Origin of the sequence: Streptococcus azizii, assembly GCF_001984715.1 — a bacterium.
Lineage (GTDB): Bacteria > Bacillota > Bacilli > Lactobacillales > Streptococcaceae > Streptococcus > Streptococcus azizii.
On record NZ_MSPR01000001.1, the window covers coordinates 106382 to 131469 of the forward strand.

General features: G+C 43.3%; 22 protein-coding genes and 1 tRNA gene. 1 reads left to right on the top strand and 22 read right to left on the bottom strand.

Translation table 11 applies throughout. The annotated features are described in order from the left end of the window. Positions 1-115: 115 nt before the first annotated feature. From BVE84_RS00505 to truA, 17 genes are all read right to left on the bottom strand, one after another. Positions 116-1480 carry a glycoside hydrolase family 32 protein gene (locus tag BVE84_RS00505; RefSeq protein WP_076995138.1) on the bottom strand — a complete coding sequence of 455 codons (1365 nt, stop codon included), beginning with the start codon at positions 1478-1480 and terminating at the stop codon, positions 116-118. Positions 1481-1485: 5 nt separating this feature from the next. Next, the gene (locus BVE84_RS00510; protein WP_076995139.1) at positions 1486-2328 is read right to left on the bottom strand and encodes a carbohydrate ABC transporter permease; all 843 of its coding nucleotides are present in this window, start codon (positions 2326-2328) and stop codon (positions 1486-1488) included. Continuing rightward, positions 2321-3214, bottom strand: a complete 894-nt coding sequence (locus BVE84_RS00515; protein WP_076995140.1) for a carbohydrate ABC transporter permease — start codon at positions 3212-3214, stop codon at positions 2321-2323. Before BVE84_RS00515 ends, BVE84_RS00510 begins: the two co-directional genes overlap by 8 nt. A gap of 69 nt (positions 3215-3283) precedes the next feature. After that, positions 3284-4582 (bottom strand): ABC transporter substrate-binding protein, encoded by a 1299-nt coding sequence (locus BVE84_RS00520; RefSeq protein WP_076995141.1) that lies wholly within the window; start codon positions 4580-4582, stop codon positions 3284-3286. A gap of 162 nt (positions 4583-4744) precedes the next feature. Next, positions 4745-5737, bottom strand: coding sequence for a LacI family DNA-binding transcriptional regulator (locus BVE84_RS00525; protein WP_076995277.1), 993 nt, complete (start codon positions 5735-5737; stop codon positions 4745-4747). A 122-nt stretch (positions 5738-5859) separates the two neighbouring features. Then, positions 5860-7524: a DAK2 domain-containing protein gene (locus BVE84_RS00530; RefSeq protein WP_076995278.1), complete on the bottom strand. Its 1665-nt coding sequence runs from the start codon at positions 7522-7524 to the stop codon at positions 5860-5862. Between the two features lie 2 nt (positions 7525-7526). Further along, positions 7527-7892, bottom strand: coding sequence for an Asp23/Gls24 family envelope stress response protein (locus BVE84_RS00535; protein WP_076995142.1), 366 nt, complete (start codon positions 7890-7892; stop codon positions 7527-7529). Between the two features lie 540 nt (positions 7893-8432). Beyond that, positions 8433-8621, bottom strand: coding sequence for a 50S ribosomal protein L28 (gene rpmB / locus BVE84_RS00540; protein ID WP_001140948.1), 189 nt, complete (start codon positions 8619-8621; stop codon positions 8433-8435). A gap of 235 nt (positions 8622-8856) precedes the next feature. Then, positions 8857-9738 (bottom strand): class II fructose-bisphosphate aldolase, encoded by an 882-nt coding sequence (locus BVE84_RS00545; RefSeq protein WP_076995143.1) that lies wholly within the window; start codon positions 9736-9738, stop codon positions 8857-8859. Between the two features lie 180 nt (positions 9739-9918). Next, positions 9919-10004, bottom strand: a tRNA-Leu gene (locus tag BVE84_RS00550). A 114-nt stretch (positions 10005-10118) separates the two neighbouring features. Further along, complete coding sequence (locus BVE84_RS00555; RefSeq protein ID WP_076995144.1) at positions 10119-11723, bottom strand: CTP synthase; 1605 nt, start codon at positions 11721-11723, stop codon at positions 10119-10121. 113 nt (positions 11724-11836) lie between these two features. Next, positions 11837-12430, bottom strand: coding sequence for a DNA-directed RNA polymerase subunit delta (gene rpoE, locus BVE84_RS00560; protein ID WP_076995145.1), 594 nt, complete (start codon positions 12428-12430; stop codon positions 11837-11839). A gap of 202 nt (positions 12431-12632) precedes the next feature. Then, positions 12633-13916 carry a trigger factor gene (gene tig / locus BVE84_RS00565; RefSeq protein WP_076995146.1) on the bottom strand — a complete coding sequence of 428 codons (1284 nt, stop codon included), beginning with the start codon at positions 13914-13916 and terminating at the stop codon, positions 12633-12635. Positions 13917-14033: 117 nt separating this feature from the next. Further along, a complete protein-coding gene (locus BVE84_RS00570) occupies positions 14034-14591 on the bottom strand; it encodes a TIGR01440 family protein (RefSeq protein WP_076995279.1) in 558 nt (185 codons plus the stop codon). Positions 14592-14596: 5 nt separating this feature from the next. Then, entirely contained in the window at positions 14597-15073 is a 477-nt protein-coding gene (locus BVE84_RS00575; protein ID WP_076995147.1) for an ECF transporter S component, read from the bottom strand. Further along, positions 15063-15824, bottom strand: a complete 762-nt coding sequence (locus BVE84_RS00580) for a bifunctional hydroxymethylpyrimidine kinase/phosphomethylpyrimidine kinase (RefSeq protein ID WP_076995148.1) — start codon at positions 15822-15824, stop codon at positions 15063-15065. The genes BVE84_RS00575 and BVE84_RS00580 overlap by 11 nt, the downstream gene beginning before the upstream one ends. Next, positions 15814-16563 carry a tRNA pseudouridine(38-40) synthase TruA gene (gene truA / locus BVE84_RS00585; RefSeq protein WP_076995149.1) on the bottom strand — a complete coding sequence of 250 codons (750 nt, stop codon included), beginning with the start codon at positions 16561-16563 and terminating at the stop codon, positions 15814-15816. The genes BVE84_RS00580 and truA overlap by 11 nt, the downstream gene beginning before the upstream one ends. A 146-nt stretch (positions 16564-16709) precedes the next feature. On the opposite strand from truA, the gene BVE84_RS00590 reads away from it, so the two are divergent. Beyond that, positions 16710-17165 carry a Fur family transcriptional regulator gene (locus BVE84_RS00590; RefSeq protein WP_076995150.1) on the top strand — a complete coding sequence of 152 codons (456 nt, stop codon included), beginning with the start codon at positions 16710-16712 and terminating at the stop codon, positions 17163-17165. A gap of 135 nt (positions 17166-17300) precedes the next feature. On the opposite strand, the gene BVE84_RS00595 is transcribed toward BVE84_RS00590, so the two are convergent. From BVE84_RS00595 to dnaK, 5 genes are all read right to left on the bottom strand, one after another. Beyond that, entirely contained in the window at positions 17301-17969 is a 669-nt protein-coding gene (locus BVE84_RS00595; protein ID WP_179098463.1) for an amino acid ABC transporter permease, read from the bottom strand. 92 nt (positions 17970-18061) lie between these two features. Then, a complete protein-coding gene (locus BVE84_RS00600) occupies positions 18062-18940 on the bottom strand; it encodes a transporter substrate-binding domain-containing protein (RefSeq protein WP_076995152.1) in 879 nt (292 codons plus the stop codon). A gap of 575 nt (positions 18941-19515) precedes the next feature. Further along, complete coding sequence (locus BVE84_RS00605) at positions 19516-20949, bottom strand: amidase (protein WP_076995153.1); 1434 nt, start codon at positions 20947-20949, stop codon at positions 19516-19518. 261 nt (positions 20950-21210) lie between these two features. After that, the gene (dnaJ, locus tag BVE84_RS00610) at positions 21211-22341 is read right to left on the bottom strand and encodes a molecular chaperone DnaJ (RefSeq protein WP_076995154.1); all 1131 of its coding nucleotides are present in this window, start codon (positions 22339-22341) and stop codon (positions 21211-21213) included. An 896-nt stretch (positions 22342-23237) separates the two neighbouring features. Continuing rightward, positions 23238-25061: a molecular chaperone DnaK gene (gene dnaK, locus BVE84_RS00615; RefSeq protein ID WP_076995155.1), complete on the bottom strand. Its 1824-nt coding sequence runs from the start codon at positions 25059-25061 to the stop codon at positions 23238-23240. Positions 25062-25088: the final 27 nt, after the last annotated feature.

Here is a 25088-nt window from a genome sequence, read left to right on the forward strand (position 1 = left end):
CACGAGTAAGTGAGGGGTTCTCACAGAACACTATTATACCGCACCTTCAAGGAAATAGCAAGAAAAACAATAGATTGTTTGGCTTTGGAAGTAAAAAAGGGAGTCATCCCCCCCTTCATCCCTCGTTTGTCATTAAATTTCGTTCCCCTGACAAAAAATAGGTACTGGTCAAACTATCCTGACCGCCATTGACAAAAAGTTCGATGCTATTAGTATCAAGCACTACCATAACCTCGGGTGCAATCACCCGAACAGCTCGACGCTCAATAGACCAAGCCTCTTCACCTTGAATGACTTGTTTTAGATGGCTACGATCAATATAGACTTCTTTTGCTACTGCATCGTAACCAAACTCAATGTAATCATGCTCATCTCCTAAACGGAAAACCTTGCCGTTACTCCAATCTCCTTGGAAAGTCCCGACTGTAACAGCTCCTTGCTCAGAAAGAACAGGTAGTTGTTCAAAAAGGCTGGTAGGAAGTGCCTGGATAAGAACTCCATCTTTCAACTGCAACTTTCTTGGCATAGTCATGGCACATGCCCATTTATGACCAAGTTGGTCTGTGATATTGGTCCGCCCCCAAGTCTGCATCCAGGCAATCATGATTCGCTCGCCAGCAGCATTTTCCACGGTCTGCGGTGCATAGAAGTCATGACCGTGGTCAATTTCTTTCACCGTATCAAGCTGAAAGATTTTCTGATCCCAGTCTACACGCCCTGTCATGATGACTGACGAGTTGATATTAGCATAGTCTAGACCATCTTTTTGATAACGCATCGGAGACATGGCTAGACAGGACACCCCGTCCAACTCGAAGTAGTCAGGACATTCCCACATGATACCTTGGTGCTTTTCCCCCTTTAGGAAAATGGATGCACATTTCCAGGTCATCAAATCAGGCGACTCAAGTAGAACAATCGTCCCAACCTCCTCCCGATGTCTAGTAGCCACTACTGCATAGTACATTCCATCTTTTTCAAATAATTTCGGATCACGAAAATCACTGGCAATCAGTTCTGCCGGCAGCATTTCACCTGTTACAACAGGATTAGATGTCAACTTTTCAAAATGAATCCCGTCTGTTGAATAGGCCATATTTTGCACCTGACGAACACTGCCATCTGGATCCACAATATGCCCTGTATACATCAACCACAGCTTGTCATCTTTGACAATCGCACTCCCTGAGAAACAGCCGTCCTTATCGTAATCTTGGTCTGGAGCAAGAGCGACTGGGAGGTGTTCCCAGTGCAGTAAGTCCTTACTTTTAGCATGTCCCCAGTGCATTGGCCCCCACTGCGTTCCGTAAGGGTAATACTGATAAAACAAATGGTATTCATCTCTAAAGTACACAAAACCATTCGGGTCATTGATCCAGCCTACCGGGGCTGAAAAATGAAGCTCTGGCTTGTAAAGAGGATCGACCTCACCCTGATGTTGCGCAATAAATTCATTAGCTTTACTGATACTCTCATTCATAACGATTATTTTACCCCCGTACCTGTACTACCCAAACCTTGAACCAAATATTTTTGGAAGAACACATAAATAATAATCAATGGAATCGTCGAAATAGTTAACATCGCCATAATTTGATTCGTATAGGTCGGTTGAGTGTTATTGATATTTGTGATGGCAACCTGTAGTGGAAAATCATTGGTATTTGTCAATACCATCAAGGGCCAAATATAATCATTCCAACTACCAATAAACGATAAGGTGCCTACTGTTGCAATGGCTGGTTTTGACAATGGCAACATGATGTTCCAAAAAATCCGAAAATGCGATGCACCTTCAATTTTCGCCGCCTCTAAAATCTCATCAGAAACCGCTCTGAAAAATTGGCGGAACATGTAGATGAATAGTGGTGCAGATAAAGCAGGCAAAATAACCGCAAATCTTGTATTTAAAATTCCCAACCGCTGTACAATCGAAAATTTGGTAATCATAATGGTCTCAGCTGGAATAACCAACAGAGCCAACATCAAGGCAAATAAGAATTTTTTACCTCTAAATTCAAATTTCGCAAATGCATATCCAGCAAGAGAATTGACTAAAATAGAACCGATCGTCACGCAAGTTGCATAGAAAATACTGTTCCCAACATATCGTAATAAATTAAAACGGGAAGAAATTTCTTTATAAGGCGCAAACCATTCCACCAGATTAGAAGATGGCAAAAATGATCTCCATGTTCCCAACTGTTCAAAAACATCTTTTTCAGGTTTCATTGATGAGGCAACCATCCAAACCAATGGAAAAATGAATAATGCAGCCAATAAAAATGTCAATACAAAATATAAAATACGACTTACTCTCTTATCCATAGTTTTGATCCTCTCCTGTTAATTTCCGCTGCAAAAGCGTGAAGATAATGATAATCACTCCAAAAATAACGGTAATCGAGCTAGCATACCCAACCATCCGATCTGTAAAACCTGTCCTATAGATATAGTAAACCGGAGTTAGCGTGGAATTTAACGGTCCACCTTGTGTCATGACCATCGGCTGAATCACCAGCTTAAAGGCATCGATTAGGGTCGTAGTTAAAATCAAAATCGAAGTCGGCTTCAACATCGGTAAGGTGATATGGAAGAATTGTTTCATTTTGCTAGCACCATCAATACTTGCCGCTTCATAGAGAGAAGAAGGAATATTTTGCAGGCCTGCTAGAAAAATGAGCATCTGATAACCCGCTCCTTGCCAAGCAGATACACCAATAATGACATACATAGCCTGATCTGGACTTGTCAAAAACGGTTGTGGATCAATTCCTAGATTGCCTAGAAACGCATTGATTAGCCCGCTTGATGGATTCAGCAGTACCAGCCATAACACCGATACAACAACAAGCGACATGACCACTGGTGCAAAGAAAGCAACTTTAAAAAAGATTGTGGTCCTTCTTTTATTATTGACCAATAATGCTAACCCGAGAGCTAAGCCCAACTGGATTGGGATAATAAAGATAACAAATTGCCCAATATTTTTTAGACTTTGCATAAATAGTGGATCTTTAAAGAGTTTTATAAAATTCTCCAATCCGATGAAACGAGTCTGTTCAGGTGTTAGTAAATAGTAGTCTGTAAATGCGGAATAAACAGAAAGTAGAGTCGGTAAAAACAAAAATAATCCTAAGATGAGTAGTGCTGGAGATAGGAATAAATACCCTACTGCTGACTCTCGGTTTTTTATTAGTTTCATACTTTGCATCTCCTTTTAACATGATAGGTCGTCTATCTTCTTGTGCTTATAGACGACCTATCACCTTACATTTTCAAATTATGGTAAGAATCCATCAATTTCTTGAGCTTTTTGTTTCAATAGAGCTGCTACGTCTGGGTTTTGGTCGGTGTAGGTAACCTCAGTCACTGCGTTTTGTACCACGCGACTAACTTGAGGATAATTTACAAGAACGGGACGTGCCTGACCTGTCTTAGCATTTTGCTCTAGCAATACTTTCATCTGTTCAGAAACTTCTGTTGCCAAACGATCAGATGTTGATTTCCGAGATGGTAAGACAGAGTTTCCGACACTCATATCATAAACTTCTTGTTCTGAACCAAGGAAGTCAATCAAGGCACCCGCTGCTTCTTTCTTCTTCGTTGTCCGGCTCATACCATAAGCCCAACTACCTGTTGGAGATACAAGTTTCTTCGTTTTAGGAGACATTGGCAATGGCAAAACACCATACTCTACATCTTTATATTGAGAATCCATTTCTTGCATGGTCCAAGAACCTGTCATTTTAAGCGGGTACACCCCTGTTTGGAAACCATTCTTTTCAGGTGTAATGGTTGAGTAACCATTCTTAATCAGCCCTTGGATAAAGGTAAAGGCTTCAACTGAACCAGCATTATCAAAGGCTCCAGTAGATTTTGTCCCATCTTCGGTGACTACATCTCCTCCTGAAGACCAGATAAACGGCGTGAAGGCATACATCAACCATTCAGAATGATCATCAAAGCCAACGTCAATGGCTGGTTTGTTGTAATGCTTCGTCAATGTTGCAAACAGTGTATTGTATTGATCGTAAGTCCAAGGCTTATCAACTGTAGGCAGACTTGCAAGGTCAACACCAGCATCTTGAAGCATTTTCTTATTGTAGAAAATGCCGACACCAGACTCAGAGTAGCCTAGTGAATAAAGTTTACCATCATAAGTTCCTTCTTCGACAATACTCGGTAGCAAATCATCGCGATTGCTGATGTACTCATCAATCGGCGCTAAAATCCCTGATTTTGCATAAGCTGCTGTATTTGGTCCATCTAAGGTCAATACATCTGGCAAGGTATTGGTCGTCAAAGCTGCGTTCACCTTATCTTCGTATCCGCCACCTGAACCACTACGAGGAATATATTCTACTTTCGCTGTGTAGCCTTTTCCATTATTTGCATTAAAGTCTTTGATAGACTGTGCCATAACTTGACCTTCAGCCGACTCCTCTGAATATTGCACCCACAGTATCACACTCTTCTCATCGCTATCATTTCCACTTGACGAGCTACTATTACCACAAGCCGTCAACACAAAAGTAGAGAGTAGGGCGACTGCTACCGTTGTTTTTTTAAAGATTTTCATCTTTATCCTCCTTTTTGAAACGTTTCAATTTTATAGAAAGGAGAAAACCTATTCTAACTAAATAGATTTCATCACTTTATTTTTGAAACGTTTCATTTTTGTTAAAAATAAATTTTGATACTTATATCCTATCATTGATAGCGCTTTCTGTCAAGTGCTTTTTTAATTTTTTGTAGTTCCCCCTTCGACATAAGAAATCGGTAAAATACTTTGTGACTTATGCGTTTTTTGATGAATAATTGCAAGCAAAACGTCAACTGCTTCCTCGGCCATCTGCTCTAACGGCTGTTTGATGGTAGACACATGATAGCCCCTATCGCTCGAAAAACGAATTCCGTCATATCCAATCACTTGAACATCTTCTGGAACACGCTTTCCTTGTTTTTCCAAAATCCTAATCACATCAAGAGCCGTAAAATCATTGATGGCAAAAATACCGTCAATTTGCGGATGCACCACTAAGAATTTTTCCAGTTCTCCAAGAAAATCATCTACCGGCTCTGGAATATCAAAAACAAGACATTCTTTCCCCGTCTGGTGGACTGTCTTTTCAAAAAATTGGCGGCGTTTTTTGGTCTCATTGAAAGTATCATTGTGACTGCCAACAAAGGCAAAGTGCTGACATCCTTTTTCAAGCAATATTTGAGCTGCTAGCTCGCCCCCTTTTCGGTTATCAGAGGTCACACAGGCTATTTTTTTATCCCTATAGGTTCTATCGATACTGACAAAGGGAATATTGGAGGCTAAATAGTTTTCAATCGGGCTGTAGGTGATTGCAATAATGCCATCTACCTTATTCTGCCGCAACATCATGAGGTATTCAATCTCTTTTTTCGCCCCATCTGTGTTACACAACAATAATTTATAGTTCTTCTTACTGAGAGCTTCTTCGACAAAAAAGGCAAACTCACTGAAAAACGGATGCCAAATAGTCGGCAAGATTAAGGCAACCGTCTCTGTACGATTGGTTTTCATACCTCTTGCATAGACATCTGGGATATAATTCAGTTCCTCAATGGCCTGCTGAACCTTTTGCAGCGTTATTTTTTTGATCCCCTGTTCTTGGTTGATGACGCGCGACACTGTTCCTACACTAACCCCTGCTCGCTGGGCGACATCTTTCATAGTAACCGATTTTTTCTGCACTTCTTCCATCGTTTCACCTCCTTTTCCTACATTATAACACTTTTTGAAATCGTTTTCCATATCTTTTTCAAGCCCCTTCTCATTAAGGCATACAAAAAGACCCATTTAGCACGCTAAACAGGCCTCTATTTTTATTCAACACTAAACAAATATGGATAGACTGGCTGACCGCCTTGGTGAATTTCCACCTCAATGTCTTCATATTTCTCTTCGAGGTCTTGGGCAAGATTCTGAGCCAGAGCTTCGTCTCCCTCTTCCCCAACGTAAATGGTCACAATTTCACTATCTTCATCCAACATCTGATCAAAGGTAGCAGTCAAGGTCTCTACCATATCTGGATTCGATACTACAATTTTCCCATCGACCATTCCAAGATTGTCATTTTCATGGATTTCAAGACCATCAATCCTTGTATCTCGCACGGCAGTCGTTACACTTCCGCTCTTGACATCTGCAAGTGAAGCTGTCATTGCCTCCGCATTAGCTTCAATGTCACGACTTGGATCAAAGGCCAGTAGAGTCGTAAACCCTTGTGGAATCGTGCGAGTCTCAATCACTTTGACCGCCACTTCCGCTACCTCTGCTGCGGATTGAGCTGCCATCAAGATATTTTTATTATTTGGCAATAAAATGACATTGCGAGCATTGACCAGTTCAATCGCCTTCACAAAATCTTCTGTAGACGGATTCATGGTTTGACCGCCTGAAATGACATAGTCGACACCTTGAGATTTGAAGATTTCTGTCAGACCTTCCCCAGCAGCAACAGCAATCACAGCGTATTCTGTCTGCTCTGCTGGTTGTTGAAAGCCTCCTTCTTTCTCAACTTGCGCCTCATGCTGCTCACGCATATTGTCAACCTTGACTTTCACCAGGCTACCGTATTGGAGTCCTGCCTGCATCACAAGCCCTGGGTCTTCAGTGTGGACATGAACTTTCACGATCTCATCATCATTGACCACCAGTAGAGAGTCTCCTAAGTCATTCAAATAAGCACGGAACTCTTCATAATTGAATTCTTTCACATAGGTTGGTCCTTGTCGGAGCGCTACCATAATCTCTGTACAGTAGCCAAAGGTAATATCTTCTGTCGCGACATGGCCTGCAACCGACTTATGATGCTCTGCATTGATCATGCCAGACATGACAGCAGGCGTTGCTTCAAAGTCCTCCGAAACGATGTACTCGCCTGTCAAGGCTGCGAGGAACCCCTCGTAGATATAGACCAAGCCTTGACCACCAGAGTCTACTACACCAACTTCTTTCAATACTGGAAGCATTTCAGGTGTCTTTTTAAGCGCACGTTTTGCTCCTTCTAAGGTCGCACGCATCACTTCAAGAGCGTCATCGGTTTGTTCTGCTTTTTTTAAAGCAGCTGTGGCTGCTCCACGAGATACTGTCAGGATTGTGCCTTCTACTGGCTTCATCACCGCTTTGTAGGCCACTTCTACTCCATGCTGGAAGGCTTGTGCCAAGTCTTTCCCCGTCAGCTCCTCCTTACCTTTAACAGACTGACCAAAACCACGAAATAACTGGGAAGTGATCACACCTGAATTTCCACGCGCGCCCATCAAAAGTCCCTTTGATAAAATCTGAGCAGCCTCACCGACTGTACTGGCTGGCTTATCAGATACCTCCTTCGCACCATTGGTAATCGTCATCCCCATGTTTGTTCCCGTATCCCCATCTGGGACAGGAAAAACATTTAAGGAATTGACATATTCTGCTTGTTTATTTAGACGAGTGGATGCCGCCTGCACCATTTCTTGAAATAAACTAGTTGTAATTTTAGACACCATTATTCTCCCACGACTTTGATATTTTGAATATAGACATTGACTGTATCTGCTGCAATCCCTAACTGATTTTCCAAATTAAACTTGACACGTTCTTGAATATTGCGTGAAACTTCGCTAATTTTCACACCATAACTCATCACAGTATAGACATCGACTGCAATGTGGCCATCTTCGGTCGTTTTAATGACGACACCCTTGGCATAATTTTCCTTTCCAAGAAGCGCCTGAAAGTTATCCTTAATCGCAGATTTACTCGCCATACCAACAACGCCGAAAATCTCCGTTGTAGCACCACCAACAACTGTTGCAATGACATCATCTGTTAGTTCAATCTGGCCATCTTTTGTATTGATTTTAACCGTCATTTTTCCTACCTCAAATCATTTTATCACTCTATTCTACCACAATTTCTCATGGCTGTAAAAAACTAGGCTGTGACAACGGATAAGAAGAAGCGTCCATCTAGTAAGAGTTCCAGCAATGTTATAAAATCAAACTCCCCGTCACTGGCTGTATTCCATGTTCTGTATAATAGGGTCCATATTCTATTGGCACGTGGTCTGGTTTTCAGGCTCGTGAAAAAGAGGGCCGCTGGACCTCTACTCGCTTTCCCGTTTCCAAGCTCGTGAAAAAGAGGGCCACTGGAACTCTACTCGCTTTCCCGTTTCTAAGCTCGTGAAAAAGAGGGACACTGGACCTCTACTCGCTTTCCCGTTTCTAGGCTCGTGAAAAAGAGGGCCGCTGGACCTCTACTCGCTTTCCCATTTCCAAGCTCGTGAAAAAGAGGTCCACTGGACCTCTACTCGCTTTCCCGTTTCTAGGCTCGTGAAAAAGAGGTCCACTGGACCTCTACTCGCTTTCCCGTTTCTAGGCTCGTGAAAAAGAGGTCCACTGGACCTCTTTTTTTAAACACGTTCAACTTTACCTGATTTAAGCGCGCGAGCTGAAGCCCAAACTTTTTTAGGTTTGCCATCAATCAACACAGTCACTTTTTGAAGATTTGGTTTTACCGCACGTTTCGTTTGGTTCATCGCATGTGAACGGTTGTTTCCTGACACAGTTTTACGACCTGTAAAATAACATACTTTAGCCATGTATTCCTCCTCATTTGATCAAATATTACGGATGTGCTAGCACCACATACTTGACTATTCTACCAAAAAATCCAACTCTTGGCAAGAAAATTTTTTATATTTTTTAACAGGAAGGACCTAGAGGGGATAAAAAAGGGGTGACCTCTAGTGCTTTTTGACACTTTCTCCCCCATAATACAGCCGTATACTAAAAACAACCTCCCAAATCGAGAGATTGTTCATCGTTTATAGCGGATTAGGCCTTGTTTGCAGAACCGAAAACATCGATGCGCTCTTCAACAGAGTCTTGGATAGCTTTTACACCATCAGCCAAGAATTTACGTGGGTCAAAGAGTTTTTTCTTATCGTATTCTGCTACGTTTGCTTCGTAGTTACGAGCAAATGCACGTGTTGCGTTTGCAAATGCGATTTGGCACTCAGTATTTACGTTTACTTTTGCCACACCAAGTTTGATTGCTGCTTGGATTTGCTCATCTGGAATACCAGAACCACCATGCAGAACGATTGGGAAACCTGGAACAGCTTCTGTTAATTTCTTCAAGTGATCAAGGTCAAGACCTTCCCAGTTTTCTGGGTATGGACCGTGAATGTTCCCAATACCTGCTGCCAAGAAGTCAATACCAGTTTCTACCATTGCTTTTGCGTCTTCGATTGGAGCAAGCTCACCAGAACCGATGATTCCATCTTCTTCTCCACCGATTGTTCCAACTTCAGCCTCAACTGAGATCCCTTTTGCATGAGCTAATTTAACTACTTCACGTGCTTTTTCAAGGTTTTCTTCAACTGGAAGATGGGAACCATCAAACATGATTGAAGTGTAGCCAACTTCGATACACTCAAGTGCATCTTCATAATGACCATGATCAAGATGAATCGCAACTGGAACAGTGATGTTCATTGATTCTACAAGGTTAGCAATCAAGTTACGAGCCACTTTATAGCCACCCATGTATTTCGCTGCTCCCATTGAAGTTTGGATTAAAACAGGAGCTTTTTTAGCTTCTGCTGCACGCAAGATTGCTTGAGTCCACTCAAGGTTGTTTGTGTTAAATCCACCAACTGCGTATCCATTGTCACGAGCGGCTTGAACGAATTTTTCTGCTGAAACGACTGGCATTTTCTAGCCTCCTTTTATTTTTGTGGGCTTTCCCACTTACATTGTTTATTTTATCACTTTTTGAGAAAAAACGCTACTTTTTTTCTGTTCTTTCCACCTCGTTTTAAAAAAATTGAAAAAACCATTACCACTTCTTTACAGAAAAAAGCTGGATAGATAATCCAGCTTGTGCTATTGTCATGCGGAGAGAGGGACTTGAACCCTCACGACCTAAAGCGGTCACAGGATCCTTAGTCCTGCGCGTCTGCCAATTCCGCCATCCCCGCGATTGAGTACCTTACTAGTATACCAAGTACTCTATTCCTTGTCAATAGTTACTGAAGATTTTTTTCATCTACAAAGAAAATCTTCTTATCTGAAGAAGGCCTGAGTCTACGAAGTCACCGCTGATGGTCTAGGGCAGCAGATACAAAGGCTGTATATAACTCCTCAGGGCGGTTAGGACGGCTGGATAATTCTGGGTGATATTGGCAGGCTACAAAAAATGGGTGCGCTGGGATTTCTACTATTTCTACTAGACGATTGTCTGGTGATAGACCTGAGAAAACAAGGCCGGCCGCTTCAAACTGCTCGCGGAAGTGTTTATTAAATTCATAGCGATGACGATGGCGGCGTTGGACGACTTCCTGATGGTGATAAGCAGTCGCTGCACGGCTCCCTTTTTTTAGCTTCGACGGGTACAAGCCAAGACGAAGCGTTCCCCCCATATCTTCTACATCCACCTGGTCACGCATCAGATCGATAATTGGATAAGGAGTATCAGCTACCAATTCTGTGGAGTTTGCCCCTTCAAGTCCAAGGACATGGCGGGCAAACTCGATACAGGTCAACTGCATCCCCAGACACACTCCAAGCATGGGTACCTTGTGCTCCCGAGCATATCGGATGGCTTGGATTTTTCCTTCTGTTCCACGCTGCCCAAAGCCACCAGGGACGAGAATCCCATCCGCATGACCGAGTAAATCTGCCACATTAGCTTCAGTCACGCTGTTGGCGTTGATCCAATCAAGTTCAATGTCTGCATCATTGGCATAACCAGCATGTTTCAAGGCCTCTACTACTGAAATGTAAGCATCTGGCAATTCCACGTACTTTCCAACCAAGGCAATCTTGACTTGTTTTTTTAAGTTCATGACCTTGTCCACCATTGCTGACCATTCCGTCATATCTGCTATTGGAGCGTCGATTTTTAGGTGGTCACAGACGATTTGATCCATGTGTTGCGCCTGTAATTGAAGAGGAATTTGATATAGATGCTCAACATCCCGTGATTCAATGACCGCTTCTGGCGCCACATCACAGAATTGAGCCAACTTATCTTTCACCCCTTGACTAACAGATGCTTCGGTCCGGATAACGAGCATATTGGGCTGAATCCCAAGACCTCGCAATTCTTTTACAGAATGCTGGGTCGGTTTGGTTTTCATTTCACCTGCCGCTTTTAAATACGGTAGAAGCGTTGTATGGATATAAAAGACATTGTCTGACCCCACTTCTGATTTCATCTGGCGAAGGGCTTCAAGAAAGGGCAGACTTTCAATATCGCCAACTGTCCCACCGACTTCTGTGATGATGACATCTGCATCTGTTATCGTGGCGGCCCGCTTGATTTTTTCCTTTAGAGCATCCGTGATATGGGGAATCACTTGAACTGTCGCCCCAAGATATTCTCCACGGCGCTCCTTGCGAAGCACCTCACTGTAAATCTTACCAGTCGTGACGTTAGAATATCGGTTCAGATTACTATCAATAAAACGCTCATAATGACCAAGATCAAGATCGGTTTCTGCCCCATCTTCTGTGACAAACACTTCCCCATGCTGATAGGGACTCATGGTGCCTGGGTCAATATTGATATAAGGATCAAACTTTTGAATCGTGACGGTTAGACCCCGATTCTTTAACAAGCGTCCCAAACTTGCAGCAACAATTCCTTTCCCGATTGAGCTAACTACTCCACCTGTCACAAAAATATACTTTGTCATGCAATCCTTCCTCCTCAAAAAACAAAAATAGCTCCCTGAAACAGGGAGCTCGACCTCAAAAGAGGTGCCCGACTAATAGAATAACGAAAACAGGACTATTTGTCAAACGAGAATTACTCCTCATCAGCATTTTCTTCTTCGTCATCTTCTGTATAGTCATCATCTTCTTCGTTCAACTCTACTTCTTCATCCATCAAATCCTCATCCGGAATGATCTCATTTATTTCAGAATCGTACGATTCTGCCTCATCTTTCTCATCATCTGGGTTATCGTCATCATATTCTGTTGAGGATACCGTTTCATAGCCATCTTCATCTTCTGGATCATCATTGCCATAGTCAATGGCATCTTCATCCCCATCCATAAAGGCATTGACCCGTTTTTTCTTCCGTTTTGGTGCGTCCTCATCCTCTTCTTCAAGGGTAATGACTTCTTCATCAATCTCATCGATTGCATACCAAGAACGAAGGCCCCATTTATTTTCCCCTAAGGGAATAAAGCTCCCATCAACATTCAAATCAGAATAGAAGGTAGGCAGGGCTGCACGAATATCACTATTTGATTTTTCAAGGTAGTTTTGAATTTCATTCACCAAGTCATTGAAATACATCTCATGATCCCGACCGCGCTCTTCTAAGATAGCGCGCGCTACCTCAATCATGGATAATTCACTTTTTTCTTGTCCTACAAATACATTTAATTCCAAGGCTAGTCTCCTTATGTAAAATACGAATCCTCCAGCAAACTATATGCTACAGATTCATCCACACCCTTTGAAGCATCCAAAGGAGCGTGTTTGTCTTTCCTTATCATTTTACGCTAAAATCAGCAAATAGTCAAAGATATTTTCACTCCAGCTAGAATTGGAGAAAAATAGAAGCTGAGAACCTCTCAACCCCTATTTATCCTTATTTTACAGTTGCAGTACTTGTGATGACTTCAACAGCTTTTTTCACTGCAATGTCATGTTTTAGCATATCTTCTGATAACAAGCGACGGACTTGCTCTACTTCCATGTTGTAAGTAGTCGCTAATTCAGCAATTTCTTTTTCGATTTCTTCTGCTGTTGCTTCAAATCCTTCTGCTTTAGCTACTGCTTCTACAACAAGATTTGTCTTGGTACGTTTTTCAGCATCTGCCTCGTATTGCTTATGAAGATCCTCACGTGTTGTTCCAGTGATTTGGAAGTACATATCTGGTGAGATTCCTTGCTGTTGCATGCCACCGAGGAATTCATTTATAGCACGGTGTACCTCTTCATGAATCATTTCCTCTGGAAGCTCAACGATTTCGGCATTTGCAACTGCCAAGTCAAGGGCTGCTGTTTCAACCGCATCATTAAAAGCACTTTCCTTTGTTGCTTCTAAGTCTTTCCGATATTTCGCTCTTAACTCATCCAGTGTTTCCACTTCTTCATCGAGGTCTTTTGCCAATTCATCATCAAGGGCTGGCACTTCTTTTGCTTTTACTTCATGAATGGTTGTCACAAAGAGAGCTGGTTTTCCTGCCAAGTCTGCCGCCTGATAATCTTCTGGGAAGGTCACTTCTACTTTCACTTCTTCACCTGCGCTGTGACCTACTAACTGGTCTTCAAAGCCAGGGATGAATTGACCACTACCTAGAGCTAGTGAAAAGTTCTCGCCTTTACCGCCATCAAATTCAACACCGTCAACTGAGCCGACAAAGTCAATCACAACGGTATCACCTTCAGCTGCTGGTCCCTCTTTGATGACCAATTCTGCTAGAGTGTTACGCTCACGCTCCACTTTTGCTTCTACTTCTTCATCTGTTACTTCTTTTGATTCCTCAACAGATACTGCTAAGTTTTTGTAGTCTCCCAATCTCACCTCTGGCTTAGTGACTACTGCTGCAGTAATGACCCAGTCTTGGCCTTTTTCCATTGACACTACATCGATATTAGGTTGCGCAACCACTTCAAGCCCTGCCTCTGCCACAGCCGCTTCATAAGCCGCTGGCAAAAGTGCATTCATAGCATCTTGATATAAGGCTTCTTCACCAAATTTTTGATTGAAGACGGCGCGCGGTAAGCGACCTTTACGGAAGCCTGGTACATTGATGTCTTTTTTTACCTTATTAAATACACGATCCAATTCTGGTTTGATAGCATCTTGAGCAATTGTAAATGTCAAAACACCGCGGTTGGTTTCTTTTGATTCAAATGATACAGACATTCTGTCATTTCTCCTTAAAATTTTATTGCATACAAGCCATTATATCATATCTTCCACTTATTCTCCAACTTTTTGTGACAATTCTTTTGAAAATAGACGGTAAGCAAAGCAGCTCTGTCAGCCCTTGCGAATCACATCTTCCTGATACAAGGCCCTGCTTCCGCCAATCAGTTTTGGTCGGCTGGCAAGAGCAGTCACATGGGCCTGACCAATCTGACGCAGAGTCGGGCGTAGAGGAACTTGGACATGTTTGATATGCATCCCTATGGCAGTATCCCCTATATCCAGTCCTGCATAGGCTGTGACAAATTCCACCTCGACAGGATCCACCATATATTCAAAAGCCGCTAGCTGACCCGAACCTCCTGCGTGTAAACTCGGTAGCACATTGACGATTTCCAATCCCTTGGCAAGAGCGACAGCTCTTTCGACCACCAAGGCTCGGTTCACATGTTCACACCCCTGAACCGCTAAGAAAACCCCATGTTCTGCTACTATCTCCAAAATAGTCTTTACAATGACTTGTCCAACCTCAAGACTTGACTGTTTGCCGATATGACCACCGATAACCTCACTTGAGGACAGTCCCAAGACAAATAACTGCCCCGGTTGAATCTGACTTAGGGCCAGCACTTCTTCCATAACGGTCCTCGTTTCCTGCTGTATCCTTTCCATTTCCTTCACCTGAAATCACCACCTTTTCTGAGACTCGTCATAGCTTTTAGAAGCACCATTCCCAACACCATTCCAACTATATTTTGCAGTAGATTTCCGACCAAACTTTCCAAGGCGCTTGCTAGATTGTAAAGAAGGATACTGGCGAGAAAATAGCCCCCAACCATGGCAATACTAGCAAGGATAAGCCCCGCCAATCGCTTCCTTCCCGTCCAACCAGCCGCATACCCTTGTAAGCCGTGAAAGACTAAGCTAAAGAAGGCCCACTGGGGATAGCCTAATAGTATGTCCAGTAGAAAACCGGATAGACCTCCGACAATCGCTCCTTCTTCTGACCCTAGATAAAAGGCGGTAAAAAAGACACCTACATCCAAAAGTGTGATGACACCCGTCAATGTTGGCACATACAAGTAGCCCAAAGCAGTTGTCAAAGCTGTTAACATCGATAAGAGGACGAGTTTCTGTATCTGCTTAGTTTTCATATTGTACCACCCCATATTCATCCGACGCTCGAATAGCCCCATAGACAAAGTCCTTAGAAACAGTCACTGCCTCAAAAACGCTAGCTCCTAAGGCTAGTTGACTCGCAATGCTTGAGGCAAAGGTGCAGCCTGCACCCGTATTGTTTTTATCCAAAAGCTGCGATTCCAGAACATGGTAGTCTGATCCATTATAATAGACATCGATCGCCCGAGTTTGATCCAGACGACTACCGCCCTTGATTACAACGTGTTGTGCTCCTAACTCATGCAGGATTCTCGCCGCCTCCTTCATCTCTGTCACGGTTTGAATCTTTCTTTGGATCAATAGCTCCGCTTCTGCTAGATTTGGTGTGACAATGGTCACATAGGGAAAAAATGCCAACAATTCATCCCGCAGATTAGTGACCTCTACATCATGCGTTTCCTTGCAAATCAACACGGGATCTAAGACGGTTGGCACACCTGCGTGTGAGCGTACAAAATGAAGAGCTTGCTTAGCAATCGCTACGTTGGGCAATAGCCCCAACTTTATCGCTGCAAAGTCCACCTCTTGCAAGCTGGTCAGTTGTTTTTCAAACACTGCTTCCTCCGTAGGAAACACTTCAAAGCCAAGGTCTGTCATCGCTGTCAAGCAGGTAACTGCTACAAAACCATGCAACCCATTGACCGTATAGGTGGCTAAATCAGCATGCAGACCACCACCACTAAAAATATCATTGCCCGACAAGGATACTATATACTTACTCCTCATATCGAATCTCCTTTAAATATAGTCCGTTAGGTGGGGCTGTCGGACCTGCTAATTGACGATCCTTTTCCCGCAAAATTCTCTCCACCTGCTCTACTGGCATCCGGTTATTCCCAATCTTGAGCAAGGTCCCTACCATATTGCGTACTTGCTTATAAAGAAAACCATTGCCTGTAAAGGTAAAAATGAGCAAATTCCGTCTATTATCTAGCTCGATACGCGCTTCTGTAATCGTCCGTACCTTATCTTTCACCGCCGTCCCTGATGCTGTAAAACCTGTAAAATCATGAGTTCCTACCAAGGCAGCAATAGCCCTTTGCATGCGCTCCATCACCAAGTCATAGGGAAAATGGGTCGCATAACGCCGCAGCATGGGATTTTTTGGCCGACCAATATCCACCAAAAATTCATAGGTTTTCTGGTGCTTGGCATAGCGGCAGTGAAAGTTATCTGCTACCTGTTCAACAGCCACTACATCTATGTCTTCTGGACTTTGGGTATCAAGGGCAAAACGGAGTCTCTCTACATTTCGCACCCCTGGTAGGTCAAAGTGAATGACCTGGCCGTAGGCATGAACCCCACTATCGGTCCGCCCCGCCCCGTGGATTACTACTTCTTGTCCACTATTTAGGCGTTGCAGAGTCTTTTCCAATTCCTCCTGAACTGTCCGTGCATGTGGTTGTCGCTGAAAACCCGAAAAATCGTATCCATCATAGGAAATAATCGCTTTGTATCTTGTCATAACTTGATTGTACCATAGCCTAAAAGTCTGTGACAAGGCTTTTACCTACTATCTGTCCTAGGGCAGATAGTAGGATGAGACCTTTACTCGCTCTTTTAAGCTAAATAGTGTATAATGAAGAAAATACCCTGAAAGGAAGGCGTGCCATGTCCCATCATACACATCATCACCACCAAGACTCCTATGCGCACGTCGTGAGCCATTTAAAAGAAAAAGGCATCCGGATAACAGAAACCCGAAAGGCCGTTATCCGTCACTTAATTGACAGTCCAGACCACCCCAGTGCCGAGATGATTTATAAGGATCTACTTCCGAGCCATCCCAGCATGAGCCTTGCCACTGTCTACAACAATCTTAAAGTGCTGGTTGAAGAAGGATTTGTGACTGAGTTAAAACGAAACAATGATACGACCACCTACTATGATTTTATGGGCCACGACCACTTGAATGTCATCTGCGAACATTGCGGTAAAATTACCGACTTGGTTGCTGAGAATATACCCAGCCTCGAGTCACAAGTCCAAGCTCAGACTGGCTACCAGATTACCAAGGAACTCCTCACTATCTACGGTATTTGTCCAGACTGCCAACAACACTTGTAGGAGTCAAAGAGGAGAGCTTCTACTATATCTTAAAAAATCAAAAGACATACCTTACTAGCTCTTTTCCCAAGGGTTGAGATAGTAAGGGAATGACGAAAAAAATGAAGAGCGCTTATCTCTTCATTTTTTCGTTATTCAGTAAACTGTGAGCTTCTTCTCCAACTGCACTTGTCCTAGTGCATATAGGGTGCAAATCGCCCAGTAAATCAACGCCACGCAGATATAAACCGTCATATAATCGGACTTTGCACCACCGACAATCTTAGCCTTATTAAACAATTCTGGTACAGTAATCATAGCGGTTAGCGAGGTACTTTTGACCATGTCTAACAAGACATTACTAAGAGGCGGCACAGCAATCCGAATGGCCTGGGGAATGATGACCTTGCGATAGATGACCGATGTCTTCAAGCCCAGAGAACGCGCCGCCTCCCATTGTCCTTTATCAATCGCAGAAAGCGAGGAGCGGATAATCTCTGAAATATAGGCACTTGACATAAGAGTAAAGGCAATGATACTCGCACTAATAGCATCTAACTCCAAGCCCATAAACGGAAGCCCAAAGTAGATAAAAAAGAGCAAAACCATGAGCGGAATTCCCCGCATCAGGGAGATATGAACCATGGCTAGGTAGCGCAAGGGGGACAGTTGTGACATCCGCAAGAGAGCCACAAAAAAACCGCCGACTGTCCCTAAGGCAAAACCGACCAAAGATAAGGCCAAGGTATACGGCAAGCCTTCCAAAATTTTTGGAATAGCTTCTTTTGCCAACTCCAGATTAAACATCACCTGCCAATTCATCACATTCCTCCACTAGACTATAAAAGAGAGCGAGCGTTTCAAGTATACCTACTTGGATCTTCCTCGCCCTCATTCTTTCTACCTTCCAATCCTAGCTATTTTACATCAGCCGTATCAATGACCGGTAGATTTTCTACGCCTTTTTCAGGTTCTGTCAAATCTTGACCCGCATAGTATTTTTCAGAAATGGCCTTTAAGGTCCCATCTTCTTTCATCGCTTTCAGAGCTTCATCTAACTTTTCTTTCAAGCTCGTATCTGTCTTACGCATCACAATTCCTTGCTCGGTCGGATTGTACTTAGCCGTACCCATTTTGACCTTAATCTCTGGGAATTGCTGGGTAATGTATTTGATGGCAATCACTTGCGTATAGTAATCGTTGGGGATAAAATCCGTCCGCCCAGTTGATACATCACGCAGATAGACATCATTGGTCACATTATCATAGATAACAGGCTTTGCCCCCAGCTTTTCAGCAATCTTCATGTACTGAGTCCCTGCGCCACCACCTGCTTTTTTATCCTTCCAATCGCTCAAATCCGCTGCCTCAATCCCAGATGAGCCATCCTCACGAACAATCATCCCACCGATTGAATACTTGTACGGAATGGAAAAATGATACTTTTCCAAACGCTCTTTTGTTGTATCAAAGTTGTTGACCGCAATATCTACCTTACCACTATCTACTGCTGTAAATGCTTCTGCAACGCCGATTTCTTGGTAATCCATCTCGATATTCAAGCGTTTACCGATTTCATTTAACATCTCAATTTCATAGCCGACTAACTTATCTGCATCATCATGATAAGATGTTGGATACAGAGTGCCGGGAGTCGCAACTTTCAGAACTCCTGCTTCACTGATTCGTGCCCACTCCGTCTGATTGGCAGAAGAGTTCTTATCGGCATAGCTAGAACAAGCCGCCAAGGTTAGCGAAAACATCAGTAAGGCTGAGGTAGCTAATTTTTTCAACATGATTATCTCCTTTTTTATCCAATTTGCAATTTCTTGTTCAAAAATCACAAACCATATAAGAAGAGGGTATCACAAAGACGAGCTTTTATCAATTATTTTAACCGAAAATTCAAAGCGCTTTCTTAGAAGACCATCTACTCAATGAACTTCCAGAACAGACCAGCTCTCACAATGAGAAAGGTGAAAGGTCGGGAAGGGTAAATAGCAAGAATGAAAGTAAGATACAAAGGGCGTGAAAAACGCAAAGTAAAAATAGGATTGAAACAGTTCGGTGAACTGTTTCAACGGTCACCTAGAAATAAGAAAGTGAGCCTAGAAGTTCGGGGAGTAACCTAATCCAGTGGAGTGGAACAGTTCAGGGAACTGTTTCAGCTGGTCACCCAGAAAGAAGAAAGTGACCATAGAAGCCCGAGCCAAGAAATCGGAAAGCAAGGATTAACCAGTTGAAACAAGAAAGTGACCACAGAAGCCTGAGCTAAGAAATAGAAAATTTAACGAGTGAAAAGTTGACCAAGTATCCTGTTGATTTTTAAAAAGCATTGACTGTAAGCGTTGTCATAGAGTCTGTCAAGCAACTACACCATTCTTTCATATTCTTCTGCCACAGATAAAAGAATATCCTCCCGTCCCTTAGCAGCAGTGAGCTGAACACCAATCGGCAACCCCTGCGCGGTTTGATACGTTGGTAAGCTGATAGAGGGTTGCCCTGTGAGATTGGCCTGAACTGTGAAAGGTGTCCAAGCCAAGGCCTTCTCAAACATTTGCCAAATAAGTTCCTGTTGCTCTTTCATATCATAAGCATCCATGTGTCTCAACTTTTCTGACATATGCTCATCCAAGGCAAATTGACCATGTTTGGGAGCTACCTCAGCTACTGTAGGGGTTAGCAAGATGTCATAGGTCTCATGGAAGCGAGCCATCTCTGCACTATAGCGGTCCCACTCTTGTAAAATTTGGCTGTAAGAATAGGCAGGAATGGTTTGCCCACTCCGATAAATAGCCCAAGTCATCAGCTCCATATCTTCTATCGTCATCTTGCGACCCAAACTAGCTTCAATCCTCCCAAACATCTGCGCCGTTTCAACGCTATTCATCATGTAATAGGAGGCAATCAATTCTCTTGTATCTAGCGGATAGTCTCTCAATTCCGTCACCTGATGTCCCAGCGCTTCCAAAACTGGTATACACTCTAAAACAGCTGCTTGCGCATCGACCGAGACTGGTGTAGCAATCGGGGACTGGAGGGAAAAGGCAATCCTTAACGGTCTGTGCCGGGAAGCAAAGAGGCTATCCCAAGACAGGGTCTGTAGGGGAAAGGGGGCTTCCACTTGATAGGTCTGCAAGTGATAGAGGAGTCGCTTGGTATCGCGAACAGATTTTGTCAAGGCAAAATGCACAGATGCCCCCTGCCAACCTCGATACGAAGAGGGACCAACCGGAGTCCGACCTCGGCTAGTCTTTAAACCAATTAGACCGTTAAAACTAGCTGGAATACGGATCGAACCGCCCCCATCTGAAGCCCCTGCTAAGGTCACCATGCCGGACGATACAGCAGCTGCCGAACCGCCACTGGAACCTCCTGCATTACGGGTCACATCAAATGGTAAATTGACCGGACCATGCAAGCGACTATCTGAAATATTCTTAAAGCCAAATTCTGGCGTATTGGTTCGCCCTAGCACGATGAATCCAAGCTCTTCCATACGCTGCGTGTACCGATCACTCTGTTGCGCCCTATGACGAGCAAACAAGCGAGAGCCAGAGGTAGATAATTGTCCCTCTTGTTCTTGACCCAGGTCTTTCAACAAAATGGGAACACCTGCAAAGGGACGATTTCCTACTTTCAGATTTCTTGCACGCTCCAGCGCTTCTTCATACTGGGTACTCACTACTGCATTCAAGCCTGGATTTAAGGCCTCAATCTTCTCGATACTGGCTCGAACAACTTCCTCAGCTGACACCCGACCGTTTTGAATAGCCTCTGCTATAGCTGTTGCGTCTTTATACATAGTCCCCTCCATTTTTTACGAACCATTTCACCAATAATTTTAGCCTATCACGAAATGCCAAAATCAGCAAGCCATTGCTATGGGGACTCTACTTCTATTCATACCACCGTCATTTAGGTTACCTTTTATTCCTTACGATTGAGGAAACTCCCAAATAGCTTACACCCGTTCGTACTACCTAAAGGAAATAGCCAAAGATACTAAACAGAGACAAAAAGACTATAGCAAAAGAGTTTGAGATTGACTCAAACTCTTTTGCTATTATAGATCTTCAAAGGCATCTTTGACCTTATCGAAAAAACCTTTTTTCTGTGGTTGAACAGCAATATTTCCAGCAAGCGCAAAGTCTTTCAAGGCAGCTTTTTGCTTGTCATTTAGGTTGGTTGGAGTCACCACATTGATCGTCACATATTGGTCACCCATCACACCACCACGTAGGCTTGGTGCTCCCTTACCTTTCAAGCGGAATTTCTTACCTGTCTGTGTCCCTTCAGGAATGACTAAATCGACATCCCCATGAACAGTCGGTACATGAACGGTATCCCCCAGTGCTGCTTGGACAAAGTTGAGGTTTAGCTTGTAGTGAATGGTTGAACCGTCACGTTCAAATTTATCTGAAGCCTGCACCTGAATGACTACAAAGAGATCTCCGTAAGGACCACCATTAAAGCCAGCTTCTCCTTGACCAGTTAGACGAATTTTTTGGCCTGTTTCTACCCCAGCTGGTACTTTTACTGTTACCGTGTGGGCTTGCTTTTCATGACCTGTGCCATGGCAAGTATGGCAGGGGTCTTTAATCTCTTTTCCTCGACCATGACAGACATCACAGGTCACTTGACGGCGCATCATCCCGAGTGGTGTTTGAGTATCTACGTTAATGACTCCAACACCATGGCAGCGACCACATGTCACAGGGCTAGTACCAGGCTTAGCACCAGAACCTGCACAAGTCCGACAGGTTGCTTCGCGGTTGTAACTGACTTCTTTGTCAGCCCCAAAAATCGCCTCTTCAAACTTCAAATTGATACGGTATTGAAGGTCGTCTCCCTGACGTGGCGCATTGGGATTACGACTAGCACCTCCGCCGCCAAAGAAGCTAGAGAAAATATCTTCAAAACCTCCAAAACCTGCACCATCAAAGCCGCTAAAGCCGCCGCCACCAAAACCACCCTGGGCACCTGCGGCCCCAAACTGGTCGTAACTTGCCCTTTTTTGGTCATCGCTGAGCGTTTCATAAGCCTCTTGAATGTCCTTGTACTTCTGCTCTGCACCAGCTTCCTTATTGATATCTGGGTGGTACTTTTTGGACATTTTTCGATAGGCTTTTTTGATCTCGTCTTGAGACGCATCCTTGGAAACCCCAAGACGATCGTAAAATTCTGTATTGTTCATATAAGATACCAAGCCCGTAAAAAGCAAAGTGAAAATAGGAAATTGGTAGAAAATCCTAATTTTCTACGATTTATCTTTTTCACACAGCTTTTAGGGCGGGTTCATTTCCTTTCTGTTAAAGTGTTGAATCTTGCAACGACTCAAAAGAGAGGTAATATAGCCCGTGTTCAGTTACGAACACTTTTCTTCCTTTCATAATTTTGTGGAAAGAACCGAGAATGCAAGGCGGGTTCATTTCCTTTCTGTTAAGATACTAAACTATAAAACATAGCCACATAGCCAAGATAGAAATGTCGACGCTGCACGTAAAAACAGGAATAGGAATGCGATTGATTATTTTTAAGTTTATACTCACTAATACTCAATAAAAATCAAAAGTAGACTAGGAAACGAAGGCGAAGGTAGAACTGGCGTTCACCGAGACAAGTTGACGACGTATCCTTTTGATTTTTAAAGAGTATAAATATCAACAGTATCAGTCACACTACGACAAGCATTACCAATCCCTGTGCCATATTACCAAAAACAGAGGCTGAATGGCAACCTCTGTGATTGATTTTAATGTGTCACGAGATAACAATTCTCCGAATTGTGTTACGATGCAAGGAAAGCGACGCGATAACCATCGCTTTTCAAGTAAAGACAGGTAGAAGATTTCCTAGCTTCAAAGGTATACTATACCTTTGAAGGCGGGAAATAGGGGTTTGCTGTAGCAAACTCTCCGTTGACTTCTGCGTCACTCCCCTATTTTTCTTGACATTTTCGTAACGTCCTCACATCTTACGTCAACTGAGTTCGGACTAAAAATGTGAGAAAAAAGATGGATTGGCTTGATGACCTGAGTCACCTACCCCAATCCCCTATTTTTCTTGACATTTTCTTAACGTCCTCACATCTTACTTTTCTGTAAACTCTCCGTCTACAACGTCATCGCCTGCTGGGTCTGAATTGGATGCTCCTTCTGCACCTTGAGCGGCTTGTTGGGCAGCTGCGGCTTGCTCATACATCTTCACAGCAAGACCTTGGGCTTTTTCGTTTAAGTTTTCCAATTTTGCTTTCATGTCGTCCAAGTTGTCAGCCTCTTGAGCAGCTTTTAGTTCGTCAAGAGCCGCTTGGGCTGCGTCACGCTCAGCGTCAAAACCTTTTCCTTCAGTTTCTTTAATTGTCTTTTCTGTTGCAAAGATTGCCTGATCAACCTCGTTACGAAGATCTACCTCTTCCTTACGTTTTTTATCTGCTTCTGCATTTGCTTCTGCATCTTTCATCATGCGGTCAATCTCTTCGTCGGTCAAACCTGAGTTTGATTGAATCACAATGGTTTGCTCTTTTTGAGTTCCAAGGTCTTTAGCCTTAACAGATACAATACCATTCTTATCAATATCAAAGGTTACTTCGATTTGAGGAATTCCACGAGGGGCCGCTGGAATATCGGTCAACTGGAAGCGGCCGAGCGTTTTATTGTCCGCTGCCATTGGACGCTCACCTTGAAGAACGTGGATATCTACCGCTGGTTGGTTATCTGCCGCTGTTGAGAACACTTGAGATTTAGAAGTTGGAATCGTCGTGTTACGCTCAATCAGTTTTGTAAAGACTCCACCCATCGTCTCAATACCAAGTGATAGCGGGGTAACGTCGAGAAGAACGACATCTTTCACATCACCAGAGATGACACCACCTTGAATAGCAGCACCCATCGCTACTACCTCGTCTGGGTTTACAGATTTGTTTGGTTCTTTACCAGTTTCTGCTTTAACAGCTTCTACAACAGCTGGGATACGAGTTGACCCACCAACGAGAATCACTTCATCGATTTCTGAAATAGACAATCCAGCATCTGAGAGGGCACGGCGAACTGGATCTTTTGTACGCTCTACAAGGTCGCGTGTCAAATCATCGAATTTTGCACGTGTCAACGTCATTTCCAAGTGAAGAGGACCTGCTTCTCCCGCAGTGATAAACGGCAAGCTGATCTGAGTGGACGTCACACCTGAAAGATCCTTCTTAGCTTTTTCAGCTGCATCTTTCAAACGTTGCACTGCCATCTTATCTGCTGACAAGTCAATGCCATTTTCTTTCTTGAATTCTGCTACCATGTGGTCAATAATTTTTTGGTCAAAGTCATCTCCACCCAGCTTATTGTCCCCCGCAGTCGCAAGAACGTCGAATACACCATCACCCAATTCCAAGATGGACACGTCAAATGTTCCTCCACCAAGGTCAAATACTAGGATTTTCTCTTCCTTATCTGTCTTGTCAAGACCATAGGCAAGTGCTGCTGCTGTCGGCTCGTTGACGATACGTTCTACTTCAAGACCTGCAATTTTACCAGCATCCTTAGTTGCCTGGCGTTGCGCATCATTGAAATAAGCTGGAACCGTGATAACTGCTTTTGTTACTTTTTCACCAAGATACTCTTCTGCGTATCCTTTCAAGTATTGAAGAATCATAGCAGAGATTTCTTGTGGCGTATACTCCTTACCATTTGCTGCTACTTTTTCAGCAGTTCCCATTTTTGACTTGATAGAAATAATCGTATCAGGATTTGTCACCGCTTGACGTTTTGCGGCATCCCCCACAATGATTTCACCATTTTTGAACGATACAACAGATGGAGTTGTACGATTTCCTTCCGGATTTGCAATAATTTTACTTTCTGTTCCTTCAAGAACAGCCACAGCAGAGTTTGTGGTTCCTAAGTCAATACCAATAATTTTAGACATGTTTTTTACCTCTTTTATTTTTTCTTC